A 19823-nucleotide genomic window follows, 5' to 3' on the forward strand; every position below is an offset into this window, starting at 1 on the left:
ACGCGGTCGAAGGCGCCGTTGAAGAGGTTCTGGTCGCCGGGGAAGGTGCCGGAGTCGGCGTGCTGCCAGATCGTCTGGAAGCTCCAGCCGGCCGGGAGGGTGCCGACGGTCGAGGCGTAGCGGGCGATCCACAGCGGGTTGGTGGCACCGAACGAGGCGTTGTTGCCGGTGCAGGTCTGCCACCAGTTGGTGGTGGTGTGTACAGCCTTGTACCTATGTCCTGAGCTGCGAAGTTTCGATTATCACACCATCTACGGCAAGGCGCTGCGGAGAGGCTGCCGGCCGTTGGCGGCAGGGTCCGCCACCTTGTCCGGGCTGAGGTGCGAGGGGCCAACGACCGAGCGCCCCTGTCCGGGCTACCCGGCGGGCCCGTGCGGCTGCCTGGGCGGCCTGCTCGCGGCTGCGCAGGGGGACGTTCCAGGCTTCGAAGAGGATTTCCATGCGGCGGCAGGTGACGCCGTAGTACCCCATGAGGGTGGAGAGCGAGGTGCCGTCGTTGTAGAGCCGGGTGGCCTCCTCGCGGTCCACGGCGGGGTCGCTGTCCACCGGGCCTTGGGTGGCTCCCCAGTTCCGGAGCCATTTGGCCATGGTGCCCTCCGACACCCCGTGGCCTGTGGCGATCACGTGCACCGGGGTTCGGTTCGCGTACGCGGTGATCAGGTCGGTGCGGGTCTTGCCGGTGGGCTCGGGGACCCTGGGCGGCACGGAGGTCCGTTCGGGCGTGGGGGCCCGCCCTCGTGCGGTGCTGTGGTCGCGAAGGGGGCAGGGCCGGTCTGCGAGGTCAGGGCATCGTCGTTCGACGCGGGAGGGGGACGGCCTCCCATGGCAACGGGGCGGGGCGCAGTCCGGTCGCTTCCTCCAGCGGTCGGACGCGGTATCCGGCCTTGAGCATCTGGTCCTGGAGCCATTTGGGGTCGCAGGCGTACACCGTCGCGAGCCGTCTGACGCCGACACCGGCGGCATAGCGCTGCGCGATGGCCGGCAGTGCGGCGATCACAAGGGCTCCGATCATGGCCTGCCGGTCGGGCTCGGTGGTGGCCCACATGGCTGCTCCTGCTGATGTGGAGAGCGCCCCCGCTTCGTGACTGCGGGGGTCATCACGAAGCGGGGGCGGGCCCGCCGCCGGGGGTTGAGGGCGGCGGGGGTGCGAGGTGGTCAGGCCCGGCGAGCCGTCCGGGCCGGGCGCGGCGGCCTGACCGAGGAACGTGTACTCGGCGTGCCACCGCTTGCCGTTGGGGTCGAAGCTGCCGGGGCCGGAACTGTCGCTCACGGGGGCGTCCCTGCGGGTCGGGAGTACGGGTTCGAGAAGGGAGCCGCCGACCGTTCGCGAGGGCCGGACGACGTACGTCAGGCAGTCGGTGTGCTCCCCGGTCGGGACGAACCCCGCTTTGAGGAGGACGCGGCCGGAGGCCGGGTTGTCAGGGTGGTGCTTGGCGTGGATCTCCGGCAGGCCGAGGCGGCCGAACGTCAGTTCGAGGATCTTGTGAACCCCTTCGGTGGCGTAGCCCCGGCCCCAGGCGTCGGGGCGCAGGATGTAGCTGATGGCGGCGTCGGGGCGGTCACAGTGCAGCTTGACGATGCCCAGGAGGTCGCCGTCCACGACGAGGCCGAGCATGTACAGCGCGCGGGGGTCCTGGGCTGCGTGGACGGCGGCGTCGCGGGCGTAGTAGCGGGCTTCGGCGGCATCCATCGGTGCCCGGCCCAGGTACCTGGTCGCCTCCGTGCTGTAGATCCGCAGCAGGGCCTCGGCATCGCCGGGAACCAGCTCCCGTAGCTCGATCACGCGTCCACCGCTTCGATGAGCTTGACGAGTTCGGTGGCGGTGGGCCGGTCGTCGGGGGTGGCCAGTAGGACGTAGCGCAGCCGGGCCTGGAGGGCAGGCCAGGGCATGGCGGTGGACATCGGGACGGTACGGTGGGCGATGGCCTTGCGTTTCGCCTCCACCGGGGCGTCCTTGGCGAGTCCGCCGGCCTCGTAGTCCAGTGGCCAGGCACCGGTGGCGCAGGTCCACAGGGTTGCGGCGAGGGCGTAGACGTCGGTGGGCTGGGTCGTCTGGACGGGCTGGGGACCGTTGATGATCCGGGCGGCCAGTTCGGGCGAGGTGAGGTGGATCATCGTGCCGTCGAACCTCGACCAGGGGGTGTCGCCGAGTCGCCGGGACCAGGCGAAGTCGAGGAGCCGGACGCCGTGCTCGGTGTGGATACCGTGCTGCGGTTGGAGGTCCCCGTGCACCCACCCGGCGTGGTGCAGGTCTGCCACGGCGCGGCACAGACCGACCGCGGCGGCCAGGGCGTCGTCCCTGCCCTCGCCCCGCTTGCGCAGGGGCCGGAAGACGTCCCAGGTGGACGGTCCGGCCAGCCACGGGGTGACGTACCAGACGCCGTCGGCGAAGCGCCCGGCGGTCACGGTGTAGCCGGTGAACTGCTCCAGCACGGAGGCTTCACGGGCGGTGACCTCGGCGGCCTCGCCGGTGCCGAGCTTGATGCTCACCGCCCCGCGCGGACCGCTGGCCTTCCAGACCGCCGAGCCCCGCCGGTCGCTGATCTCCTCCAGCTCGACCGGTCCGCAGGCCGCCTCCGCGGCGCTCAGCGCGGCTGGGGCAACGGAAGTGAACTCGCCCATTCTCGTACTGCCTTCCACTCGCAAGGGATGTGCTCGAAGACGTCCCGACCGTCATCGGCCGCCACGGACAGCGCCGTCGCGAGGTCGGGCGTGGTCTCCAGGAATGTCGGGTCCAGCGGTCGGACGCCCGCTCGTACCGGGAGGAACGAGAGCGGCGGCGGCGGGATGCTCTGCCCGCGCCGGCCGGTCTCGACGGCGCCCTGGGCGAACTTGCCGAACATGATCCCGACCGGGGCGTACAGGTTCTTCAGGGCCCAGTGCGGCCAGGTCAGCAGTTCGCGGTGGTCCGCGCCTTCGCAGTGCCCGAGCAGCACCACGTTCTCGCACGGGAGAACACCGTAGGGCCGAGGCATCAGCGGACGGATCCATTCTGCGGCCTGGACCCCGGCGTAGAACAGCTCGGCCTCCACGGCGTACGGGTGGCTGCCCGGGGTGATCTCGTAGACGGTCCATCCGGTCATGCCGCGTCGGGTGGACGGCCTGAGGAACGGGCAGTGCTCGTGCAGGCCGGCGAGGTAGCCGTTGATGTCGATGCCGGACGGGTTCTCCGTCCGGGCTTCGGTGAGGCGGAGCGCCCCGGCGGTCGGCCGGGACGCTCCGTCGACTGGTGCGGTGATCACAGGTAGGACGCCGCCGGGGTGAGGTCGTCGCCGTCGCCGGGGCCGGGCTTGGGGCCGCAGTCCCACTCGGCGGTGACGGTCCCGCTCTCCCGGTACTGCGTGAGGGCTTCGGTGTTCACGGTGCCGTCGGCGTTCGTGAACCAGATCTCCGGCAGCGGCCCGTACGCCTCCTCGTACGCGGCCACCCACGCGATGGGCCCGTGACCGTTCATCTCGACGTGGTCCAGCGTGCGGCCGGCGTGCTGGAGCGCGAACGTGTGGTGCGCGGCGGGGTCCGCGAGGAGGGTGTGCCACGCGGAGTCGATGGCGGCGGAGAACATCTCCGGCGCGGTCTGGCCCGCGTCGATCCGGCGCGCGGCGATCGTGAAGAACTTGCCCAGCTCGTCCAGCTCGACGCTGGGCTTGAGGGTGGGGGTGCTCATGTGCCTCTCCAATCAATCGGGTTGGCTCCGCTCGCCCGGGAGTGGGCGAGCAGTGGTGCGTGGTGGTGCGGCCCGGGTTCGGCGGAGGGTTCGTTCCGGCGAGCCGGTGGCGCGGTTGGTGGTCAGAAGCGGCCGGAGGCGATCAGTGCCGTCGCCAGCGCTATCAGCGCGAACAGCGCGAGGGTGTAGGCGACGGCGACCGAGCGGGGGGCGGGAGCCCCGCGAGCGAAGCGTTCGGCCGCGTCTCGGTAGTCGTCCTGGCCGTCGTCCACGGGCCTACGCCGGCCGCTTGGTGAGCACGGCCCGCAGGGTGGCCCGGCGGAGGGGAGTCCGGGCTCGGGCGATGCCGTCGGCGCAGGTCATGTGGCAGGTGCTCCGGGCGTCGCCGGGGGCCTGGAGGACCGTGCCCGCGCAGACCGGGGTCCCTCGCCGGCAGGCCCAGCAGGTGCCGTCGCGGTAGCCGTCGGGCCGGCGGATCGGTGCGACGAGCCGTGCAGTCCCGGCAGCGGCAGGTAGAGCGCACGGCGGCGATCTGGAGCAGCGTTCCCACGGACGGCGGATGATCGGCCGCTCGGGCCACTCGGGCGGCCCGGTAGTCGTCCAGCGGGCTCCAGCTGGCGGGGATCCGGTGCAGCTCGCTCCTGCTCGAACCGCTCACGACCTCGCGGTATACCCGTGTGGTGGTGCGTCTCGCCATCGCTCTTAATTCCTTCGCTGCCCGGAATAGATGAGTCCAGTGAACGGTCCGGGAGTTGTTCCGAACCAGAGCAGAAGGTGAGCACCTGTCAGGCATAATCAAGGCACTGTCCGGCCTGACCCGGGCCTTACGAACCGAGCGGAGGCCGTTGTGGCTCCGAGACGGACGCGACTCGCGCAGCGCCGCAAGGCGCTGGGCTACAGTCAGGAATCGTTCGCCGAAGCACTGGGAGTGGCGGTCTCCACAGTCACCCGCTGGGAGGCCGGCAGGAACGACCCCCAGGGGTATGTGCACCCCAAGATGGCAACGGCCCTCAAGGTCACCCCTGAGGGGCTGGCGGACCTCCTCACACCAGAGGTGACAGCCCCTGACCGTTCGGTGCTCTACGCCGCTGCCCCACCTCTTGGTGATACTGACGACATGAAGCGCCGCGATGTCCTGAGTCTGCTCGCCGTGACCGGTGCGCTCATTGCCCTGCCGGGCTCTGAAAGGCCCTCGTCCCGGTCCGGAACGGCTGCGTCCCTGGCAGAAGCCGGGCCGGAGCTCAACTCGCACCTCTGGAAGGTGTTCGTACTCTCCGGCTCCAAGCAAGCCGTGTACCCCATGGTCAGGCACCAACTAGGTCTCCTGGCCAAGGGGCTGGGAGAAAGCCAGAGCGGTGCCTCCCATCGGCAGCTCTGTGCGCTGGTTGGAGACCTGTACCAGCTGGCCGGCGAGATCTTCTTCGATGCCAACCGGTACACAGATGCAGCACATTGCTACACCCTGGCCGCCAGTGCCAGCCGGGAGGCCGGGGCCTTCGACATGTGGGCTTGTGCACTGACGAGGCACGCCTTTGTGGAACTCTACGAGCGGCGTTTCACCGTCGCGGCTCCGATACTGGCAGCGGCTTCTCAAATCGCCGAACGGGGAGACAGCCAGCTGTCGACTCGGTACTGGGTGGCAGCGGTCCAGGCGGAAGTTCATGCCGGGCTCGGCGATCTCGATGCCACCAAACGGGCCCTCGATGATGCCGAGCAAGTACACAGCTTGTCCGGACAGCTCCATAACGGCGGCTGGCTCCGATTCGACGGTTCGCGCCTCGCCGAGGAACGCGGGACCTGCTATCTCGCGCTCGGCCGTGCGGATTTGGCGGAGCAAGCGCTGACAGCCGCGCTCTCACAACAGCTCTCGCTACGTCGTCGCGGGGCGGTGCTCGCGGAGTTGGCAGCCCTGAGTGCCGAGCGCCGTGATCTCGACAAGACGAGCCACTACACTCGCGCTGCCCTGGAGCTGGTGGACCAAACCGGCTCGGGCTTCATCAGCAGGAAGGTGCAGGGCGTCAGGAGTCGCCTTTCTCCGCTCATGGCCGATGGCCGGGCTTCAGCACTGCACCAGCAGATCTCGGCGCTTGACAGCGCCCCTTTGGCGAAGGAGTAACGAATGTCGTCTGATGGGCGGATCTTCCGCGACGCGTGGATCGCGGGTGTGCAGGAGCACTTCCCGGGCGAACCGAAGGCCGGTTACGTCGCTCCCTGGGACGAGACCCCGGATTGGGAGCGGGAGTGCGCCGCCGCGGTCTACGGCCAGGTCCGCGACTTCATCGTCGTGAGCGGCGGCAATACGTCGAAGCTCACTAGGGAACAGAAGGGCCGGTTTGTGGCGACGTGCTGGATCGCTCAGATCCACAAGCACATCGAGAACCCGAAGCCGGGCTATGTTGCCGACTGGAGTGACCTGCCGCTCTGGCAACAGGAGACTGACGCGGACATCTTCGAGGCGATCGAGCGCACGCAGTCCTGACCGACCTGACCCTGCCCCGCCGGTCCACTTTCTCAAAGCCGGAAGGGGAACGGCCGGGGTGGGGCCTGGTGCACCCGGCACTTCGACACCGAGGGGCCCCACCCCTGGGTGCGGGGGTGGGGCCTGGTGCGGCCGGGGTTCGGTCAGTCGGTTCCGAGGGCTTCGAGCCATTGGTCGGCGTTCATGCCGTCGATGGCGGGGTGGCCGTCGCGGAAGCGGATGTCCCGGGGTGCAAGGGCGACGTCGAGCAGTGGGCCGAGGTGCAGGCACTCACGGACGACGAGCCCCGGTGGGCGGCCTCCGCTCGGGCCTGGGTCTCGTCTCCGAAGTACTGGCGGGGGGCGGTCTCCGTCGAGCATGCGGCCGGCGGCTCCGTACGCCTGGCGCTCGACGGTCCTGTGCCATGGGGGCCAGCCACTCCGAGCAGTCGGAGCACTCGGCGTACCCCGTGCCGGACAGAACGTCCTCCACCATGGACATGGTGATCTCTCCGAGCGAGGGGCAGGACAGCTTGCGCAGCACGTCCTCACTGTCCACGCCGTCGGGCAGGGCGAGGGGTGAGCCTTCGATCTCTTCGACCATCGCGGCCCACTCCCGGGCGCTGTGGTCGTCCTCGTCGAGCAGCGGATACCCGGCCAGGCTGTCCGTGATCCGGCGCCCTGCGTCGGCGGCCAGGAAGCTTCCGGCGTCGTGGATGATCCCTTCGCCGTACGTGTCCCACAGCCCGCCGCACTCCCCGGCTGCGTCGCCCATGATCTGGCACGCGGCCTGCCAGCTGGACTGTGTGCGGACGGCGTCCGACTCGTGCTGGTGCCAGCCTTCCCCGTCCTCCAGAACGCCGCCTGTGCCGTCCAGGACCATGCCGAGGGTGGCCCATTCGTGGGCTCCGCTTCGGCCTCCATGTGGTGCGCGAAGTCCCATGCGTGGGCGCGCTGTTCGGTGGCGGTGAGGAGTTCGGCGGTCAGGGTGGTGCTCATGATCGTTCCTTGCGGTGGTGCGGTCCGGGGCGGGGGCTATCGGGTGAGCCAGTCGCAGGCGTACACGCTGCCCTGCTGGCAGGCGTCGCGCATCGCGTCGGTCCACCCGTCGTTGAAGGCGGTCACCTGTGCGGCGTCGGTCGGGGCCGGTTCGTTGTTCGGGGCCTGAGCGCCCTTCCGCCGCCGGGGCGCGGTCGGCCCGGGCTGGCGCGGAATCGTTTCCGCGCCGGCCCGGGCCGGGGTGCGCAGCGGCGTTCGGGTCAGCCGTTGGCGAGGGCCTGGACGCGGTCGAAGGCGCCGTTGAAGAGGTTCTGGTCGCCGGGGAAGGTGCCGGAGTCGGCGTGCTGCCAGATCGTCTGGAAGCTCCAGCCGGCCGGTAGGGTGCCGACGGTGGAGGCGTAGCGGGCGATCCACAGCGGGTTGGTGGCACCGAACGAGGCGTTGTTGCCGGTGCAGGTCTGCCACCAGTTGGTGGTGGTGTAGATGGTGGGGTAGCGGCCGGTGCGGGTGTGCACGGTGTTGCTGAAGGAGCGGATCCAGCTCACCATGGCGCTCTGGCTGAGGCCGTAGCAGGTGGCGCCGTAGGGGTTGTACTCGATGTCGAGGGCGGGCGGGAGGGTCCTGCCGTCCTTCGACCAGCCGCCGCCGTGGTCCACGAACCAGTTGGCCTGCGCGGTGCCGGAGGAGCGGTCCGGCAGGGCGAAGTGGTAGGCGCCGCGGATCAGGCCGGCGTTGTAGGAGCCGTTGTACTGCTGGGCGAAGTACGGGTTGGTGTAGGTGGTGCCCTCGGTGGCCTTGACGTAGGCGAAGCGGGCGCCGTTGGCGCGCACCGTGGACCAGGCGACGTTGCCCTGGTAGCTGGAGACGTCCAGGCCGGGGGTCTGGGTGACGGCGAAGGCGGCGGCCGGGGCGGCGCCTGCCTCCCGGCCCTCGTGGGCGGCGACGGTGGAGCCGGCGAAGTCGAGCTCGGGGTGGATGGGCGGCAGCTCGCCGTGCCGGGCGGCGGAGTTCTCGGCCGTGACCGCTTCGGAGGGGGACGCGGTGGTGGGCGCGGGCTCGGCCGCGTACGCCGGGGCGGCGACGCCGACGGCCAGGGCGGCCGAGGCGGCGAGGGCGGCGAACGCGGGGAGACGGCGGTTCCCCTGCTTGCTGGCGGTGGCGGTGGCGGTGGGGCTGGCGGAGCGGGAAGTGCTGGGCATGACACTCCTCTGGTCCGTGGTGACGACCCGTTGGATGCGCGGACAGCCGGTGCGCCGGTGACGGCAACCGGCTGGAGCAGGTTAGCCATGTACGTGCCAGCCCGCCAGGTATCGGTGGCCACATCCTGAACGGGCGTCACATGGTGCTGGTCCCCACCTTTCGGCCTCCGTTCGCACGGGAACCCGGCCCGTGCCGCCCCTCGGCGCACCGCCCACCTGGGCCGACGCGGCTACGGACGGCGCGGGCGCGGGTGCGGACGGGGGGTGCGGGAGCGCCCGGCCGGCGCCCCCGCACCGCCGCGTCTTTCCGCTGCGGTCAGCCGGCCGTCGCCCACTCTTCGCGCAGCCGCCCGAACACCTCGTGGAACTCGGGGAAGGTCTTCCGCACGCAGCCGGGGTCGTCGAAGGTGATCCCGGGCGTCCGCAGCGCGGTGACCGAGAAGGACATCACCATCCGGTGGTCGCCGTGCGAGGCGAGCGCGGTGCCGCGCGGGGTGCCCGGGCTGATCTCGATCCAGTCGTGGCCGGTGGCGACCGCGATGCCGAGTCGGCGGAGGTTCTCGGCGCAGGCGTCCAGCCGGTCGCACTCCTTGACCCGGGTGTTGGCGACGTTCTCGATCCGCACCGGCCCGTCGGCGAACGGGGCGAGGGCGGCGAGCGTCGGCATGGTGTCGGAGATGTCGCGCATGTCGACGGTCAGGCCCGAGAGCCGGCCGTCCCGGGGGCCCTCGACGGTCACCCGGTCCGCGCCGACCTCCACCCGCGCGCCCATCCGGGCCAGCACGTCGACGAACCGCAGGTCCCCCTGGAGCGCGTCCTCGCCGAGCCCCGGGACGGTCAGCTCCCGGCCGGTGAGCGCGGCGGCCGCGAAGAAGTAGCTCGCCGTCGAGGCGTCCGGCTCGACCGGGTAGGCGGTCGCCCGGTAGCCGCCGGGCGCGACCTCGAAGACCCGGCCGGTGCGGGTCACGGTGGCGCCGAAGGCCCGCATCATCGCGACGGTGATCTCCACGTACGGCGCCGAGACCAGGTCGGTGACCGTGATCCGCAGGCCCTGCTCGGTGAGCGGGCCGAGCAGCAGCAGCGCGGTGAGGTACTGCGAGGACAGGCCCGCGTCGAGGGTCAGCTCGCCGCCCCGGACCCCGTCGGCGGTGATCCGCAGCGGGTGGTGGCCCTCGGCCTCCTCGTGCCGCAGGTCGACGCCGAGGGCGCGCAGCGCCCCGGTCAGCGGGCCGAGCGGGCGCCGGCGCATCTGGGCGGAGGCGTCGAAGCGGAAGGAGCCGCGGCCGGCGGCGGCGAGCACGGGCAGGAAGCGGGCGGTGGTCGCTCCGTCGCGGCAGTAGACCTCGGCGTCGCGGGCCGGGCCCTGCGGGCGGCCCTCGACCGTCCACCGGTCCGTCTCGCGGGTGATCGCGTAGCCGAGCGCCAGCAGGCCCTCGGCGAAACCCTCGGTGTCGTCGGAGCGCAGTGGCCGGAGCAGGGCGGTGGTGCCGTCGGCGGCTGCGGCGAGGAACAGCGCCCGAGCGGTCACCGACTTGGAGCCGGGGATCTCGACGGTCGTCATGGGGCCTCCGGGATGAGTGGGCCGGGTGGGATGGGCGGAATGGACAGGGAGAACGGAATGGGTGGGACGGGCTGGAGGGGAGGGAGGGCCGGGCTCGTCCCGGCCATCCTGCCGGAGGCGGCGCGGCGCCCGGGGTGGCGTCCGGCTGTCGGACGGCTGCCGCGCGCAGGGCGGACACCGGCGCGCGGTACGGCGGGCCGGGGTGGCGTCGGGTGGCGTCGGGGCGGGTGCCGAGGTGGACGTCCGGGCAGGTCGGGGGCCCGGGCGGTTGTGGCACGATGCCAGGGATCGGCCCCACGGCCGCCGCCCCGCCCGGGGACCCGTCCCGGGCCCGCCCGAGAAGAGGCCCCCGTGCCCGAGAGCAGCACCCGAGCGGCCGCCGAGGCCGTCGGCACCGACCGGCTCGCCTTCCGCACCGCGACCACCGCCGACGTCCCGGCCCTGCTCGCCCTGGTCGAGTCCGCCTACCGGGGCGAGGCCAGCCGGGCCGGCTGGACCACCGAGGCCCATCTGCTGGAGGGCCAGCGCACCGACACCGAGGGCGTCACCGCGGCGGTCACCCACCCCGAGGGCGTGGTGCTGCTGGCCGAACTGGACGGCGAGCTGCTCGCCTGCTGCCAGCTGGAACACCGGGGCGAGCACGCCTACTTCGGCATGTTCTCGGTGCGGCCCGGCCGCCAGGGCGGTGGTCTCGGGCGTGCCCTGCTCGCGCGGGCCGAGCAGTACGCGGCCGAGGAGTGGGGCGCGGTGGAGATGGAGATGACCGTGATCGAGCAGCGCGCCGAGCTGATCGCCTGGTACGAGCGGCGCGGCTTCCGGCGCACCGGCCACTACTCGCCGTTCCCGTACGGAGACGAGCGCTTCGGCATCCCGCTCCGTCCCGATCTGCGGTTCGAGAAGCTGACCAAGGAGCTCACCGCCCGGCCGTGACGACCCGGCGTCGGGCGGTGCGCGGCACCGGCCTGATGCGGGCCCGGTGTGATGCGGGCCCGGTGTGGGGCCGCCCGCCCGTGCGGTGGCGGGCGGCCTCTGCCGCTTTCTCCGTCGTGGATCAGCCCTGGGTGAGGACCGGCAGCAGACCGCGTTCGCGCAGCAGGGGAAGCAGGTGGTCGCGCACGGCGGGGGCCAGGTGCAGGGCCGGGTCGAGGCCGTCCGTCCAGCGCAGGTCGGCGAGTTCGGCGGCGGGGGCGGGCACGCGGTCCAGCCCGGCCTCGAACACGGTCATCCGCAGCGGCACGCCCTCCAGCGCCGCGACCGCCTCGATGTCCGCGAGGTGGCGCGGTCCGACGGGGGCCGCACCGAGTTCCTCGGCCAGCTCGCGGGTCAGCGCCGCGAGCGGCTCCTCCCCGGCGTCCGGCTTGCCGCCGGGGAGGTAGAAGACGTCCGGTGCCGCCTTCTTGCTGACGACCAGGAGCCGGCCGTCCTCGACGACGGCGGCGGCCACGACGGTGAGCGGTGCGGGATCGGGTTCCGGTGTTTCGTGCTCGAACATGATCGTGATTGTTCCAGTCGCCGATCATCCAGGTCCTTGCGGGGGAGTCCTCCGGGGAGGCCGCGTACGCTCGGCGACGTGCCCCGCCATCGGAACGAGCCCCGCCGCCCGGTCTCCGACGGGCACACCTCCCTGTGGACGCTCCGTCACAGCCACAGCCACAGCCACGCCCACAGCCGAAGCCACCGCGGCGCCGCGCCGGGTGGCGTCCGGTCCCGGGAGTGCCGCGGGACGCTCGGGCTCCACCCGCAGCCCGCCGGTTCCGGCGGACCGCTGCGCATCGTCCTCGTCGAGGGGCCCGGGCCGTTTCGTCCCGGGCGGGTTCCCGCCGGGCTGCGGTGGCGTGGGGTTCACGCACGGCGCCTCGCCGAACCTGCGCGAACCGGGCGCCGTGCGGGCCGTGCTCGACGCGGTGCCGGCGCGCGGGGCGTGGCGGCCGGGGGAGCGGCGGGTGGTGGAGCGGCGGCGGTGCGGGCCGACGGGTGGTCGCGGCCGGCGGCCGCCGCCGACGGTCCACAGGACGCGCCCGCTCAGCCGTAGATGCTGTGGCAGAGGCGGGCCTGCTCGGAGCCGGCCGTCCAGCGGCCGAACCGCTCCGCCTGGTCACAGATCGTGTCCGCCCCTGCTCCCGGTGCGGTGCCCGCCAGAGGGGCGCTGACGGCGGGGGAAGGCGCGCGCGTGGCCCCGGGCGCCGGGGTGGGCGCCGGAGCGGGAGCGGCGGCAGGGGCGCCCGCCGTCCGGGTGGGCGCCGGGCGCGGGGAGCGGCTCGTCTTCGGTCGCGGTGACGCCGCGTGATCCCCGCCGTCGGCCCGGGACACCGCGCCCGCCGTCGGCCCGGCCGCCGCGCTCGTCTCACCCGTCCCGCCCTCCGCGGTGGCGGGCCGCGCGGCCTCGCCGCCCGTCGTCGTCGGCGGCGGCAGGGGGGAGGGGGCCGGCACCGGCAGCCGGTCGGCCGCCGGGGACGCGGCCGGGGACGGCGCCAGCGGAGGTGCCGCGGACGGCGCCGGGAAGGCCACCACCCCGGACGACTCCTCGCCCGGCCCGGTCCCGCACATCGCCAGCACCGCCGCCAGTCCGGCGACCATCCCGGCCGAGCCCACCGCCCACATCCGGCGCCGCCGCCGGCGGGACGCCTCGGCCGCCGCCGCCATCGCCTCCCAGGCCGGTGGCTCGTGGGGCGCCGCGGGCGGGGCCGGCACCGGCGGGGGCTGCCACGCCTGCGAGGGCCACTGCCACTGCACGGCGCCGGAGGGCTTCGTGGTGCCCGCGCCGGTCGGCCGCGTTCTGCCCGCCGTTCCTCCCGCCGACCCGCTGGGCGGCCCGCCCACCACCGGTCCGCGCGGCGGCGGACCCCCGTTCGCCGGAGCCCCGCCGCCTGCCGAATGCCCGCTCATGTCCTCGTCCTCCTGCCATCGCCTGCCCCGGCTCCCCGGCGGCCCGCTGGCGGCCCACCCGTCACCGACGCCCGGTCGTACGGGAACGGGGCCGGTCCGGCACAGCCGAGGGGCCCCTGCTCGCCGTGCTCAACGAGCGCGCCGACGGCGGGACATGACCCGTAAGAGGGGCCCGGGGGCGCGCCCGGGCCCGCCCGCGCCCCGCCCGTACGCTGCCTGCCGTACCCCGGGTGCGTTCCCCGGAGGTCCGCCACATGCTGGGGTCCATGGAAACCAACAGCACCTCCGGCACCGCGCAGCCCCTCGTCAAGGTCGCCGAGTTCCGCACCGACAGCCGCTACCGGCTGGTCCACTTCGAGGGCCACGGCTGGGAGCCGCTCGGCCCCGAGGAGTTCGAACCGAGGGTCCACCAGCTGTTCCCCGACCTCGACCCCCGCGACCCGGTGCGCGTCCGGTGGGAGGACCGCCCCTGGGAATGGCCCGCCTGGCACCCGGGCGAGGCCTGACCGCAGGCGTGACGCCCATCCGGGTAGGGTTGACGCGGCCCGCTGACGGCCCCGGTTGACACCGCGCGGCGCCGGCCGGCAGGCGGGCCGGGACGTGGGCCGGGACGTGGGCCGGTCGGACGGCTTCGGAGGGTGGAGGGGGAGTGGCTGTGGGGGACGCGCGCACGGACCGCCCGGCGGGTACCGCCGGCTACGGCGAGGCGGCCGAACAACTGGCGGCGCAGTACGAGGCCGTCACCTTCGCCGAGGTCCACCGCGAGGCCCTGCACCTGTTCCCGACCCGGCCCGCCGACGTCCTCGACATCGGCGCCGGCAGCGGGCGCGACGCCGCCGCGCTGGCCGCCCTCGGCCACCGCGTCGTCGCCGCCGAGCCCACCGCCGAACTGCGCCGGATCGGCGAGCACCTGCACGCCGCCGCCGGCGTGCGCTGGGTGGACGACGCCCTGCCCGCCCTGCCCCGCCTCGGCGCGGCGGGCGCACGCTTCGACGTCGTCCTGCTGACCGCCGTCTGGATGCACCTGCACCCCGACGAGCGCCCGCCGGCCATGGACGCCCTCACCCGCCTGCTCGCCCCCGCCGGCCGGCTCTTCCTCTCGCTGCGCCACGGCCCCGTCCCGCCGGGCCGCCGGATGTACGACGCCCCGGCCGAGGAGACGCTCGCCCTCGCCCGCGCCTGGGGCCTGCGCCCCGTGCTGCACACCGAACGCCCCGACCTGCACGGCCGCTCCGACGTCCACTGGACCGTCCTGGTCCTCTCGGACGTCAACCAGCGCTGAAGCTCCACAGCTGCGCCGGGTCGTCCGGCCGGCACTCGGCCATGGTGACGGCGGCGTTCACGCCGTTGGCCCGCAGGCAGCGCCCGGTGACGACGTCACGCATCGTGTAGCCCGTCCCTCCCGCCGCCGGCTGGACGTGCCAGAAGCCACTGGCGGAGGCCCGGTCCTCGGAACCGAGCCGTACCGGCCCGGTCCGGTCCGAGGTGAGCCGGGGCCCGTGTTCATCGCACGCGCCGTACATGGTGGTGCCGAACGGCCCGGGTGCGCTGACCCAGCCGAACTCGGAGGCGCCGCCCAGTCCGACGGGATTGTCGGCGGACAGGTCGTCCTTCGCCATCCCGATCGCCACGCCGAACTTCACGCTGACGATGAGGCTCCAGGCGGCGCCGGTGCATGCCGCCGGCCGCGCACCGGCGGTCGTCGGCGCGAACGTCGGGTACGTCGCCGTGGGGAGCGGCGGTCTGCCCCCGCTACCGGTCCCCGGCGGCGGGGACGCCACGTCGGCGCTCTGGCCCACCAGGCCGTAGGCCAATCCCGAGACCACGAAGAACGCCATGGCGGCGCCCACCAGCCTGCGGAGGCCGAACGAGCGCGGTCTGGCAGGGGTCCGGATCCCCGCAGACGCGTGCCCGGACGCGTGGACGTGCGCGTGCAGACGACCGGAGCTCCGACGGCGGGGCACGCGATCAGGGCGTGGGCGGAGCCAGGGGCCGCCCGTCGTCAACCGCACGTCGACGAGGGCGGCCAGGTACCGCCGCCACCACGAGTGGCTCCCGCGCGCCGCTTCCCCCGCACCGCCGACCGCGTCCGCGCCCGTCACCAACAGGGAGTCCAGGTAGCGGCGAACGAAGCGTCCCCCAGCGTGTCGCGACCGACCCCCCGGCCGCATCACTCGCGGCACAGTATGCCGCAGCGGGCGACGGGGGACGGGGGACCCGGCGATGAACTCCCGCAGCTGTCGACGCATCGTCAAGTCCCCTACGCCCGCGCCTGGAACCCACCCGCCCCCGACCCTTGCCCGCATGGACCGCCCACCCAACCGCCGAACACCGCATTAACCACAACTGACCCACGCCGGCCACCCCGAACCCGGATAGGCTTCTCCCACACCCACTGCGAAGCACGCCAGATGCCCGATATGCCCGACTCTCAACAAGTTGCAGAATCCCGCCCCATCGCCCCATGAACCCGCAGCTCACGAACTCTGCTCCCCGCGCCCGCGGGGATGGTCCCGACACCGTCCAAGCCCCGTCGTGCCGGTACGTCTGCTCCCCGCGCCCGCGGGGATGGTCCCTGGTCCGGATGGCGCGCACCGGGGAGCTGGACGCTGCTCCCCGCGCCCGCAGGGATGGTCCCGTCTCCCCTGGCGCGCTGCGGTGGGAGAAGCTCTGCTCCCCGCGCCGCGGGGATGGTTCCCAAGAGCGCTGCTCTTACAAAGCAGATCTCAGCTGTTCCCCCATGCGGGCGCCAATCGGGCAGTTGGGGAACGGACTGCTCTGTTCCCCAACGTGCGGGGGAAGAAGGCGTTCTCCTCATGCCCCAGGGTGTCGATGTAGTTGCTCGGCACATGGTCCAGGGTGATCGCCTGGCTTCCGTGCTCCGGTGCGGGGTTCGTCGCTGCCATGTGGCGTCGCTGAGTGGGTGTCACGGGCTGAGTTCTTCTGCTCCCATGCTCGGGCCTCAGGTTGAGATGCGGGCCGCGATGCCGTCGAGGAGGAAGTCGAGGCCGGTCCGGAAGGTCTCGTCGGGGTCCAGATGCGGGCCGTCGCGTACGACCGTGGCGAGCGCGGGGAAGCGGCCGGTTGCGAACGTCCGCTGCAGATAGGGCCCGAAGGCGGCCTGCCACTGCGCCTTGTCCATCCCGGTGGACCGCTCGGCGCGCCGCTCGGTGATCTCCCGGCGCACCGCGCCGATCACGTACGCGTTGACCGCTCCGATCGCCGGCACGGCGACGTCCAGGGCGACGCCGCCCATCGCGGCCACCACCGCCTCCCCGCTGGCCAGCGTGTGCGGCCCGAGCTGCGGCCGTCCACCGATCAGGTCGGCGAACCACTCGTGCCGGTGGGCGGCTTGCCGGGTGGCTTCGGCCAGCGAGCGCAGGACCTCCCGCCAGCCGTCACCGGTCGGTCGGATCTCGGCGTGGACGGTATCGACCATCAGGTCGAGCAACTCGTCCTTGGTGGCGATGTAGCCGTACAGCCGCATCGGCCCGACGTCGAGCGCGGCGGCCACCTTGCGCAGCGACACCGCCTCCAGGCCGTCCGCGTCCGCCAGTCGGATCGCCGTTCGAACGATCCGCTCCCGGCTCAGCGGGGCGGGCACCGGTCGATCCGACGGCTCCGGTCGCTCCCATACCAACATGCCGACGACAATACCCCGCCTCCCTGTTACAGTGACCTCGCTCGATACGGTGTATCGACCAATACGGTGAATCGGGGTAGCCATGACCATCGCCATCGTCGGAGCCGGCTTAGGCGGCCTGCTCCTCGCCCGTGTGCTCCACGTGAACGGCATCGACGCCGTCGTCTACGAACGCGAATGCTCGCGCGGTGCGCGCGCTCAGGGCGGCATGCTCGACCTGCACGCCGGGACCGGCCAACAGGCCATGCGCAAGGCCGGCCTGATCGACCGGTTCCACGCGATCGCCCGACGTCAAGGCCAGGACCTGCGTCTCCTCGAACCGGACGGCACCCTGCTGCTCCAGGAGGACACGCCCGACGACGCTCCGCTCGACCGGCCCGAGGTCGACCGCGCCGATCTGCGCAACCTCCTGCTGGACTCCCTCCCGGACCGCACGGTTCGCTGGGGGTGCGCGTTCGAGTCCGCCGACAGCGGGCACCTGCGCTTCGCCGACGGCGGCTCAGCGACGTACGACCTGCTGGTCGGCGCCGACGGGGCGGACTCCCGGGTCCGCGCACTGCTCACCGATGCCCGGCCGACCCACACCGGCCAGAACGTCGTCGAGCTCGGCATCCCCGACATCGACCACACGCACCCCGACCTCGCGGCGATGGTCGGGCGCGGCAACTACTGGGTGCTCGGCAACCGGCAGTCCCTCGCGGCGCAGCGGAACGGGGACGGCCGCGTACGCGTCTACCTCAGCTTCTACGACACCGCCGAGGAATGGCTCGCCACCAGCGGCATCCCGTTCGACGCCCCGGCCGCCGCCCGGGCACGGCTGATCGACCTGTTCGCCGGCTGGGACCCGCGGTTCACCGCACTGATCGCCGCCTGCGACGGCACGATCCTGCCGCGGCCGATCACCACCCTCCCGGTCGGCCTGACCTGGCCGTCGACACCAAGCGTCACCCTCCTCGGCGATGCCGCGCACCTGATGCCACCGGTGGGCCAGGGCGCCAACATGGCGCTGCTCGACGGCGCCCTCCTCGGCCTCGCGCTCGCCGCGCACCCGGACGACTTCCCGGCCGCCGTCGAGGAATACGAACACGAGATGTTCGAACGCACCAGCGCCGCCGGACGGCAGTCCGCGCAGATCCAGGACATCCTGGCGTCGCCGGACGCCAGCCGGAAGATGCTCGCGTTCTTCCAACCCGCCTGACCACCAACAAACTTGACGAGACCTCAGGCTCGCGGCCCGGAACCGGGAACGGCTACCAGGACCACGGAATTCCCGACGCGCCGTGCTCTACGAGCTACCGGACCCACGAGACCCGAGCAGCGTGCGGCTGCCCCACCCTCACATGCTCGAACGGCTCCGACAGCGGCTCGACGGCGACGCACTCGACCGCCCGTCAGGCTCTGCGGCAAGGATCGCAAGCCGGACACCCAGCGCGCACGCCGCCTACCTCCTCGGCCCCTGGAACGACCTTCCGGACCAAGGCCACCACCGTGAACAACCTGCCCTCCCCCGGCGCCCGCCAAGCGCCCCAATTCACCGCCCTCACCTGCCCGCCCGCCCAACTCGCCCACGACTACTGGGAAAGTCTCGGCCCCACATCACCACCTACGCCGAGCATGCCCCCCAAACTACGCACCGCCAACGGCCCCCGCGCCATGCGCCCCTCCCTCGGCCCCCCGACGCGAGCCGCTGCCACCAACACCACGACAATCCCACCACGCGACGCCCACCAACTCACCACCCGCTCAAACCCCTCGGCCCCGCGCGACCACCCACCGGAATCCAAAGAACTGCGCCAAAGCCCCGCCGAGCACCCCGGCCCCGGCCTTCGGGACCATCCCCGCATGCGCGGGGAGCAGAGTTCGTGAGCTGCGGGTCTATCGGGCGGCGGGGCCGGATTCTGCAACTTGTTGGGATTCGGGCACATCAGGCCTTTGGGGTGCGTGGTGGATGCTGGAGAAGCTTATCCAGGGTGAGCTGGGGCGAGGGGCGGCATCCGTCGCGCAGGAAGTCGGAGTGGCCGACTTCCTGCGCGGTACGAGTGGTCCACCGTTCGTCGGCCCGGGGTGGCCGAGGTGGCGCTCGTCGTGCGGGCTGTGGTGGTCGGGGTTGGGGGCGTTGGGCTGTTCGTGGCGCCTCGGTTTGAGGTTTCCGCCGTGGTGGTTTGTGGTGCACGCCGGAGTGTTCGGTCGGACGTGCCTGATGAGTTGGTTGTTGCGCGTGTTGCGATGGCGGGATGGGTGTGGCCGGGATTGTCAGGAGTGTGTAGGAGGTGCTGGAAAGCCGTCCATCGCCTCTGGCGTGGGTCGTGGCCTCGGCTGCCCGGCGTTCTGCGGGTCACTGCGGTGAACGCTCGAAGGCGGCGCCATCCTTGTCCGGTTGGGAACCTGGTCGGGTGGGGCGGCCCGGTCTTCGGCGATGTCGAAGGTCGAGACCTCGGTTCAGGTGACGGCCCGCCGCACGCCGGATCCAGGCGATACGATTTCCCGCTGTGGCAGCCGACACGAACCCGGAGTCGTTTGACAGGTTTGCTCGGGACTATGACCGCACTTCGTCGGCTTGCTTCCAGGGCGGAACACCTCCTGGATCTCGGGCCTTGGCCTCGCAGGGAAGAGGGCCCTGGACGCGGGATGCGGCCCGGGCCATGCTGTTGAGGTGCTCGCCGACTCGTTCGGAGAGGTTGTTGGGGTCGACCTGAGCGAGCCCTTGCTAGACATCGCGAGCGTGAAGCGCGGCAGGGACAACGTCCGGTACGTGCGGAGCAACGTACTCGACATACGTGAAGAGGGCGGCTTCGACCTGGTCTACAGCCACACGATGCTGCACCACCTGGAGGACTACCGGGCGGGCCTGGAACACCTCAAGTCCCTGGTCCGTCCTGGCGGCACGGTGGCACTGATCGACAACGTCTCAGATCTCTGTCCGACGCCGCCCCGAGCGGCATACACCTGGCCGGCGGTCTGGGGGTTCCCGCGCAGCGTGCGCGAACTCGGTCTGCGGGACGCCTGGTTCATGCTGCGGTTCTGGCACAGCAAACCCTGGCTCGACCACTTGCTCAGTGACCGGTACCTCTCCCGCGACCAGTTCCGCTCCCTCTACGGCTCGGTCTTCCCGGGAGCCCACTTCGATGATCTGGGGTTCGCACTGGCGATGAGCTGGAAAGCGCCTGCGCTGAATTGATGAGAACTCCAGAACGGCCACCTGATCTCGGAGAGTGAGCGTTTTCAGGTTCGCCACTCCGGGGTGACGCCGTGGCCCTCGCTTGAGTCCTGGAAGCTGTTCGGCTGGGCCCGCCGGGCACAGTGGCTTGTCTGTGAAAGTCGCGGGCGGGCAGTTCGCTGAGGGGCCGACCCTGCGCTTCGGGGCGGAAGACGATCGTGGGGAGGAATGGAACACACGCTCCAAGTACCATCTCT

Annotated in this window: 19 protein-coding genes and 1 pseudogene; 7 read left to right on the forward strand and 13 right to left on the reverse strand. The window is 72.3% G+C overall.

Features of this window, described 5'->3' with window-relative positions; translation table 11 throughout:
• From ABT238_RS32530 to ABT238_RS32555, 6 genes and pseudogenes are all read right to left on the reverse strand, one after another.
• Positions 1–215, reverse strand: a pseudogene (locus tag ABT238_RS32530) (GH25 family lysozyme); the annotation flags it as partial.
• A gap of 566 nt (positions 216–781) precedes the next feature.
• Positions 782–1783, reverse strand: coding sequence for a GNAT family N-acetyltransferase (locus ABT238_RS32535; RefSeq protein ID WP_350802280.1), 1002 nt, complete (start codon positions 1781–1783; stop codon positions 782–784).
• Positions 1780–2622 (reverse strand): protein kinase domain-containing protein, encoded by an 843-nt coding sequence (locus tag ABT238_RS32540; RefSeq protein WP_350802281.1) that lies wholly within the window; start codon positions 2620–2622, stop codon positions 1780–1782. The genes ABT238_RS32535 and ABT238_RS32540 overlap by 4 nt, the downstream gene beginning before the upstream one ends.
• Positions 2586–3242, reverse strand: coding sequence for a hypothetical protein (locus ABT238_RS32545; RefSeq protein ID WP_350802282.1), 657 nt, complete (start codon positions 3240–3242; stop codon positions 2586–2588). The genes ABT238_RS32540 and ABT238_RS32545 overlap by 37 nt, the downstream gene beginning before the upstream one ends.
• Positions 3239–3664 carry a glycine-rich domain-containing protein gene (locus ABT238_RS32550; RefSeq protein ID WP_350802283.1) on the reverse strand — a complete coding sequence of 142 codons (426 nt, stop codon included), beginning with the start codon at positions 3662–3664 and terminating at the stop codon, positions 3239–3241. The genes ABT238_RS32545 and ABT238_RS32550 overlap by 4 nt, the downstream gene beginning before the upstream one ends.
• Before the next feature lie 122 nt (positions 3665–3786).
• A complete protein-coding gene (locus ABT238_RS32555) occupies positions 3787–3936 on the reverse strand; it encodes a hypothetical protein (RefSeq protein WP_350802284.1) in 150 nt (49 codons plus the stop codon).
• A gap of 575 nt (positions 3937–4511) precedes the next feature.
• Between ABT238_RS32555 and ABT238_RS32560 the strand changes: the two genes are divergently transcribed.
• Complete coding sequence (locus ABT238_RS32560) at positions 4512–5780, forward strand: helix-turn-helix transcriptional regulator (RefSeq protein WP_350802285.1); 1269 nt, start codon at positions 4512–4514, stop codon at positions 5778–5780.
• Positions 5781–5783: 3 nt separating this feature from the next.
• Complete coding sequence (locus tag ABT238_RS32565; protein WP_350802286.1) at positions 5784–6143, forward strand: hypothetical protein; 360 nt, start codon at positions 5784–5786, stop codon at positions 6141–6143.
• Positions 6144–6413: 270 nt separating this feature from the next.
• Here the strand turns inward: ABT238_RS32565 and ABT238_RS32570 are convergent, their stop codons facing one another.
• From ABT238_RS32570 to aroA, 3 genes are all read right to left on the reverse strand, one after another.
• Positions 6414–7004 (reverse strand): hypothetical protein, encoded by a 591-nt coding sequence (locus tag ABT238_RS32570; RefSeq protein WP_350802287.1) that lies wholly within the window; start codon positions 7002–7004, stop codon positions 6414–6416.
• 376 nt (positions 7005–7380) lie between these two features.
• Positions 7381–8319, reverse strand: a complete 939-nt coding sequence (locus ABT238_RS32575; protein WP_350802288.1) for a lysozyme — start codon at positions 8317–8319, stop codon at positions 7381–7383.
• Positions 8320–8635: 316 nt separating this feature from the next.
• Complete coding sequence (aroA, locus tag ABT238_RS32580; protein WP_350566651.1) at positions 8636–9880, reverse strand: 3-phosphoshikimate 1-carboxyvinyltransferase; 1245 nt, start codon at positions 9878–9880, stop codon at positions 8636–8638.
• Between the two features lie 351 nt (positions 9881–10231).
• On the opposite strand from aroA, the gene ABT238_RS32585 reads away from it, so the two are divergent.
• Positions 10232–10810 carry a GNAT family N-acetyltransferase gene (locus ABT238_RS32585; protein ID WP_350802289.1) on the forward strand — a complete coding sequence of 193 codons (579 nt, stop codon included), beginning with the start codon at positions 10232–10234 and terminating at the stop codon, positions 10808–10810.
• A gap of 121 nt (positions 10811–10931) precedes the next feature.
• Here the strand turns inward: ABT238_RS32585 and ABT238_RS32590 are convergent, their stop codons facing one another.
• A complete protein-coding gene (locus ABT238_RS32590) occupies positions 10932–11372 on the reverse strand; it encodes an NUDIX hydrolase (RefSeq protein ID WP_350802290.1) in 441 nt (146 codons plus the stop codon).
• Between the two features lie 530 nt (positions 11373–11902).
• Positions 11903–12571, reverse strand: coding sequence for a hypothetical protein (locus ABT238_RS32595; protein WP_350802291.1), 669 nt, complete (start codon positions 12569–12571; stop codon positions 11903–11905).
• A gap of 461 nt (positions 12572–13032) precedes the next feature.
• On the opposite strand from ABT238_RS32595, the gene ABT238_RS32600 reads away from it, so the two are divergent.
• Positions 13033–13272: a hypothetical protein gene (locus ABT238_RS32600; protein ID WP_350566658.1), complete on the forward strand. Its 240-nt coding sequence runs from the start codon at positions 13033–13035 to the stop codon at positions 13270–13272.
• A 143-nt stretch (positions 13273–13415) separates the two neighbouring features.
• Positions 13416–14048, forward strand: a complete 633-nt coding sequence (locus ABT238_RS32605; RefSeq protein WP_350802292.1) for a class I SAM-dependent methyltransferase — start codon at positions 13416–13418, stop codon at positions 14046–14048.
• On the opposite strand, the gene ABT238_RS32610 is transcribed toward ABT238_RS32605, so the two are convergent.
• On the reverse strand, positions 14035–14604 hold the full coding sequence (locus ABT238_RS32610) for a ricin-type beta-trefoil lectin domain protein (protein WP_350802293.1): 570 nt from the start codon (positions 14602–14604) through the stop codon (positions 14035–14037). The two genes, ABT238_RS32605 and ABT238_RS32610, sit on opposite strands and share 14 nt — an antisense overlap.
• Positions 14605–15728: 1124 nt before the next feature.
• A complete protein-coding gene (locus ABT238_RS32615) occupies positions 15729–16409 on the reverse strand; it encodes a TetR/AcrR family transcriptional regulator (protein ID WP_350566664.1) in 681 nt (226 codons plus the stop codon).
• 82 nt (positions 16410–16491) lie between these two features.
• On the opposite strand from ABT238_RS32615, the gene ABT238_RS32620 reads away from it, so the two are divergent.
• Together ABT238_RS32620 and ABT238_RS32625 are read left to right on the forward strand one after the other, a co-directional pair.
• A complete protein-coding gene (locus tag ABT238_RS32620; protein ID WP_350802294.1) occupies positions 16492–17607 on the forward strand; it encodes an FAD-dependent oxidoreductase in 1116 nt (371 codons plus the stop codon).
• Between the two features lie 1455 nt (positions 17608–19062).
• Positions 19063–19587: a class I SAM-dependent methyltransferase gene (locus ABT238_RS32625; protein WP_350802295.1), complete on the forward strand. Its 525-nt coding sequence runs from the start codon at positions 19063–19065 to the stop codon at positions 19585–19587.
• Positions 19588–19823: the final 236 nt, after the last annotated feature.

This window comes from Kitasatospora sp. NPDC001527 (assembly GCF_040298605.1).
Taxonomy (GTDB): domain Bacteria; phylum Actinomycetota; class Actinomycetes; order Streptomycetales; family Streptomycetaceae; genus Kitasatospora.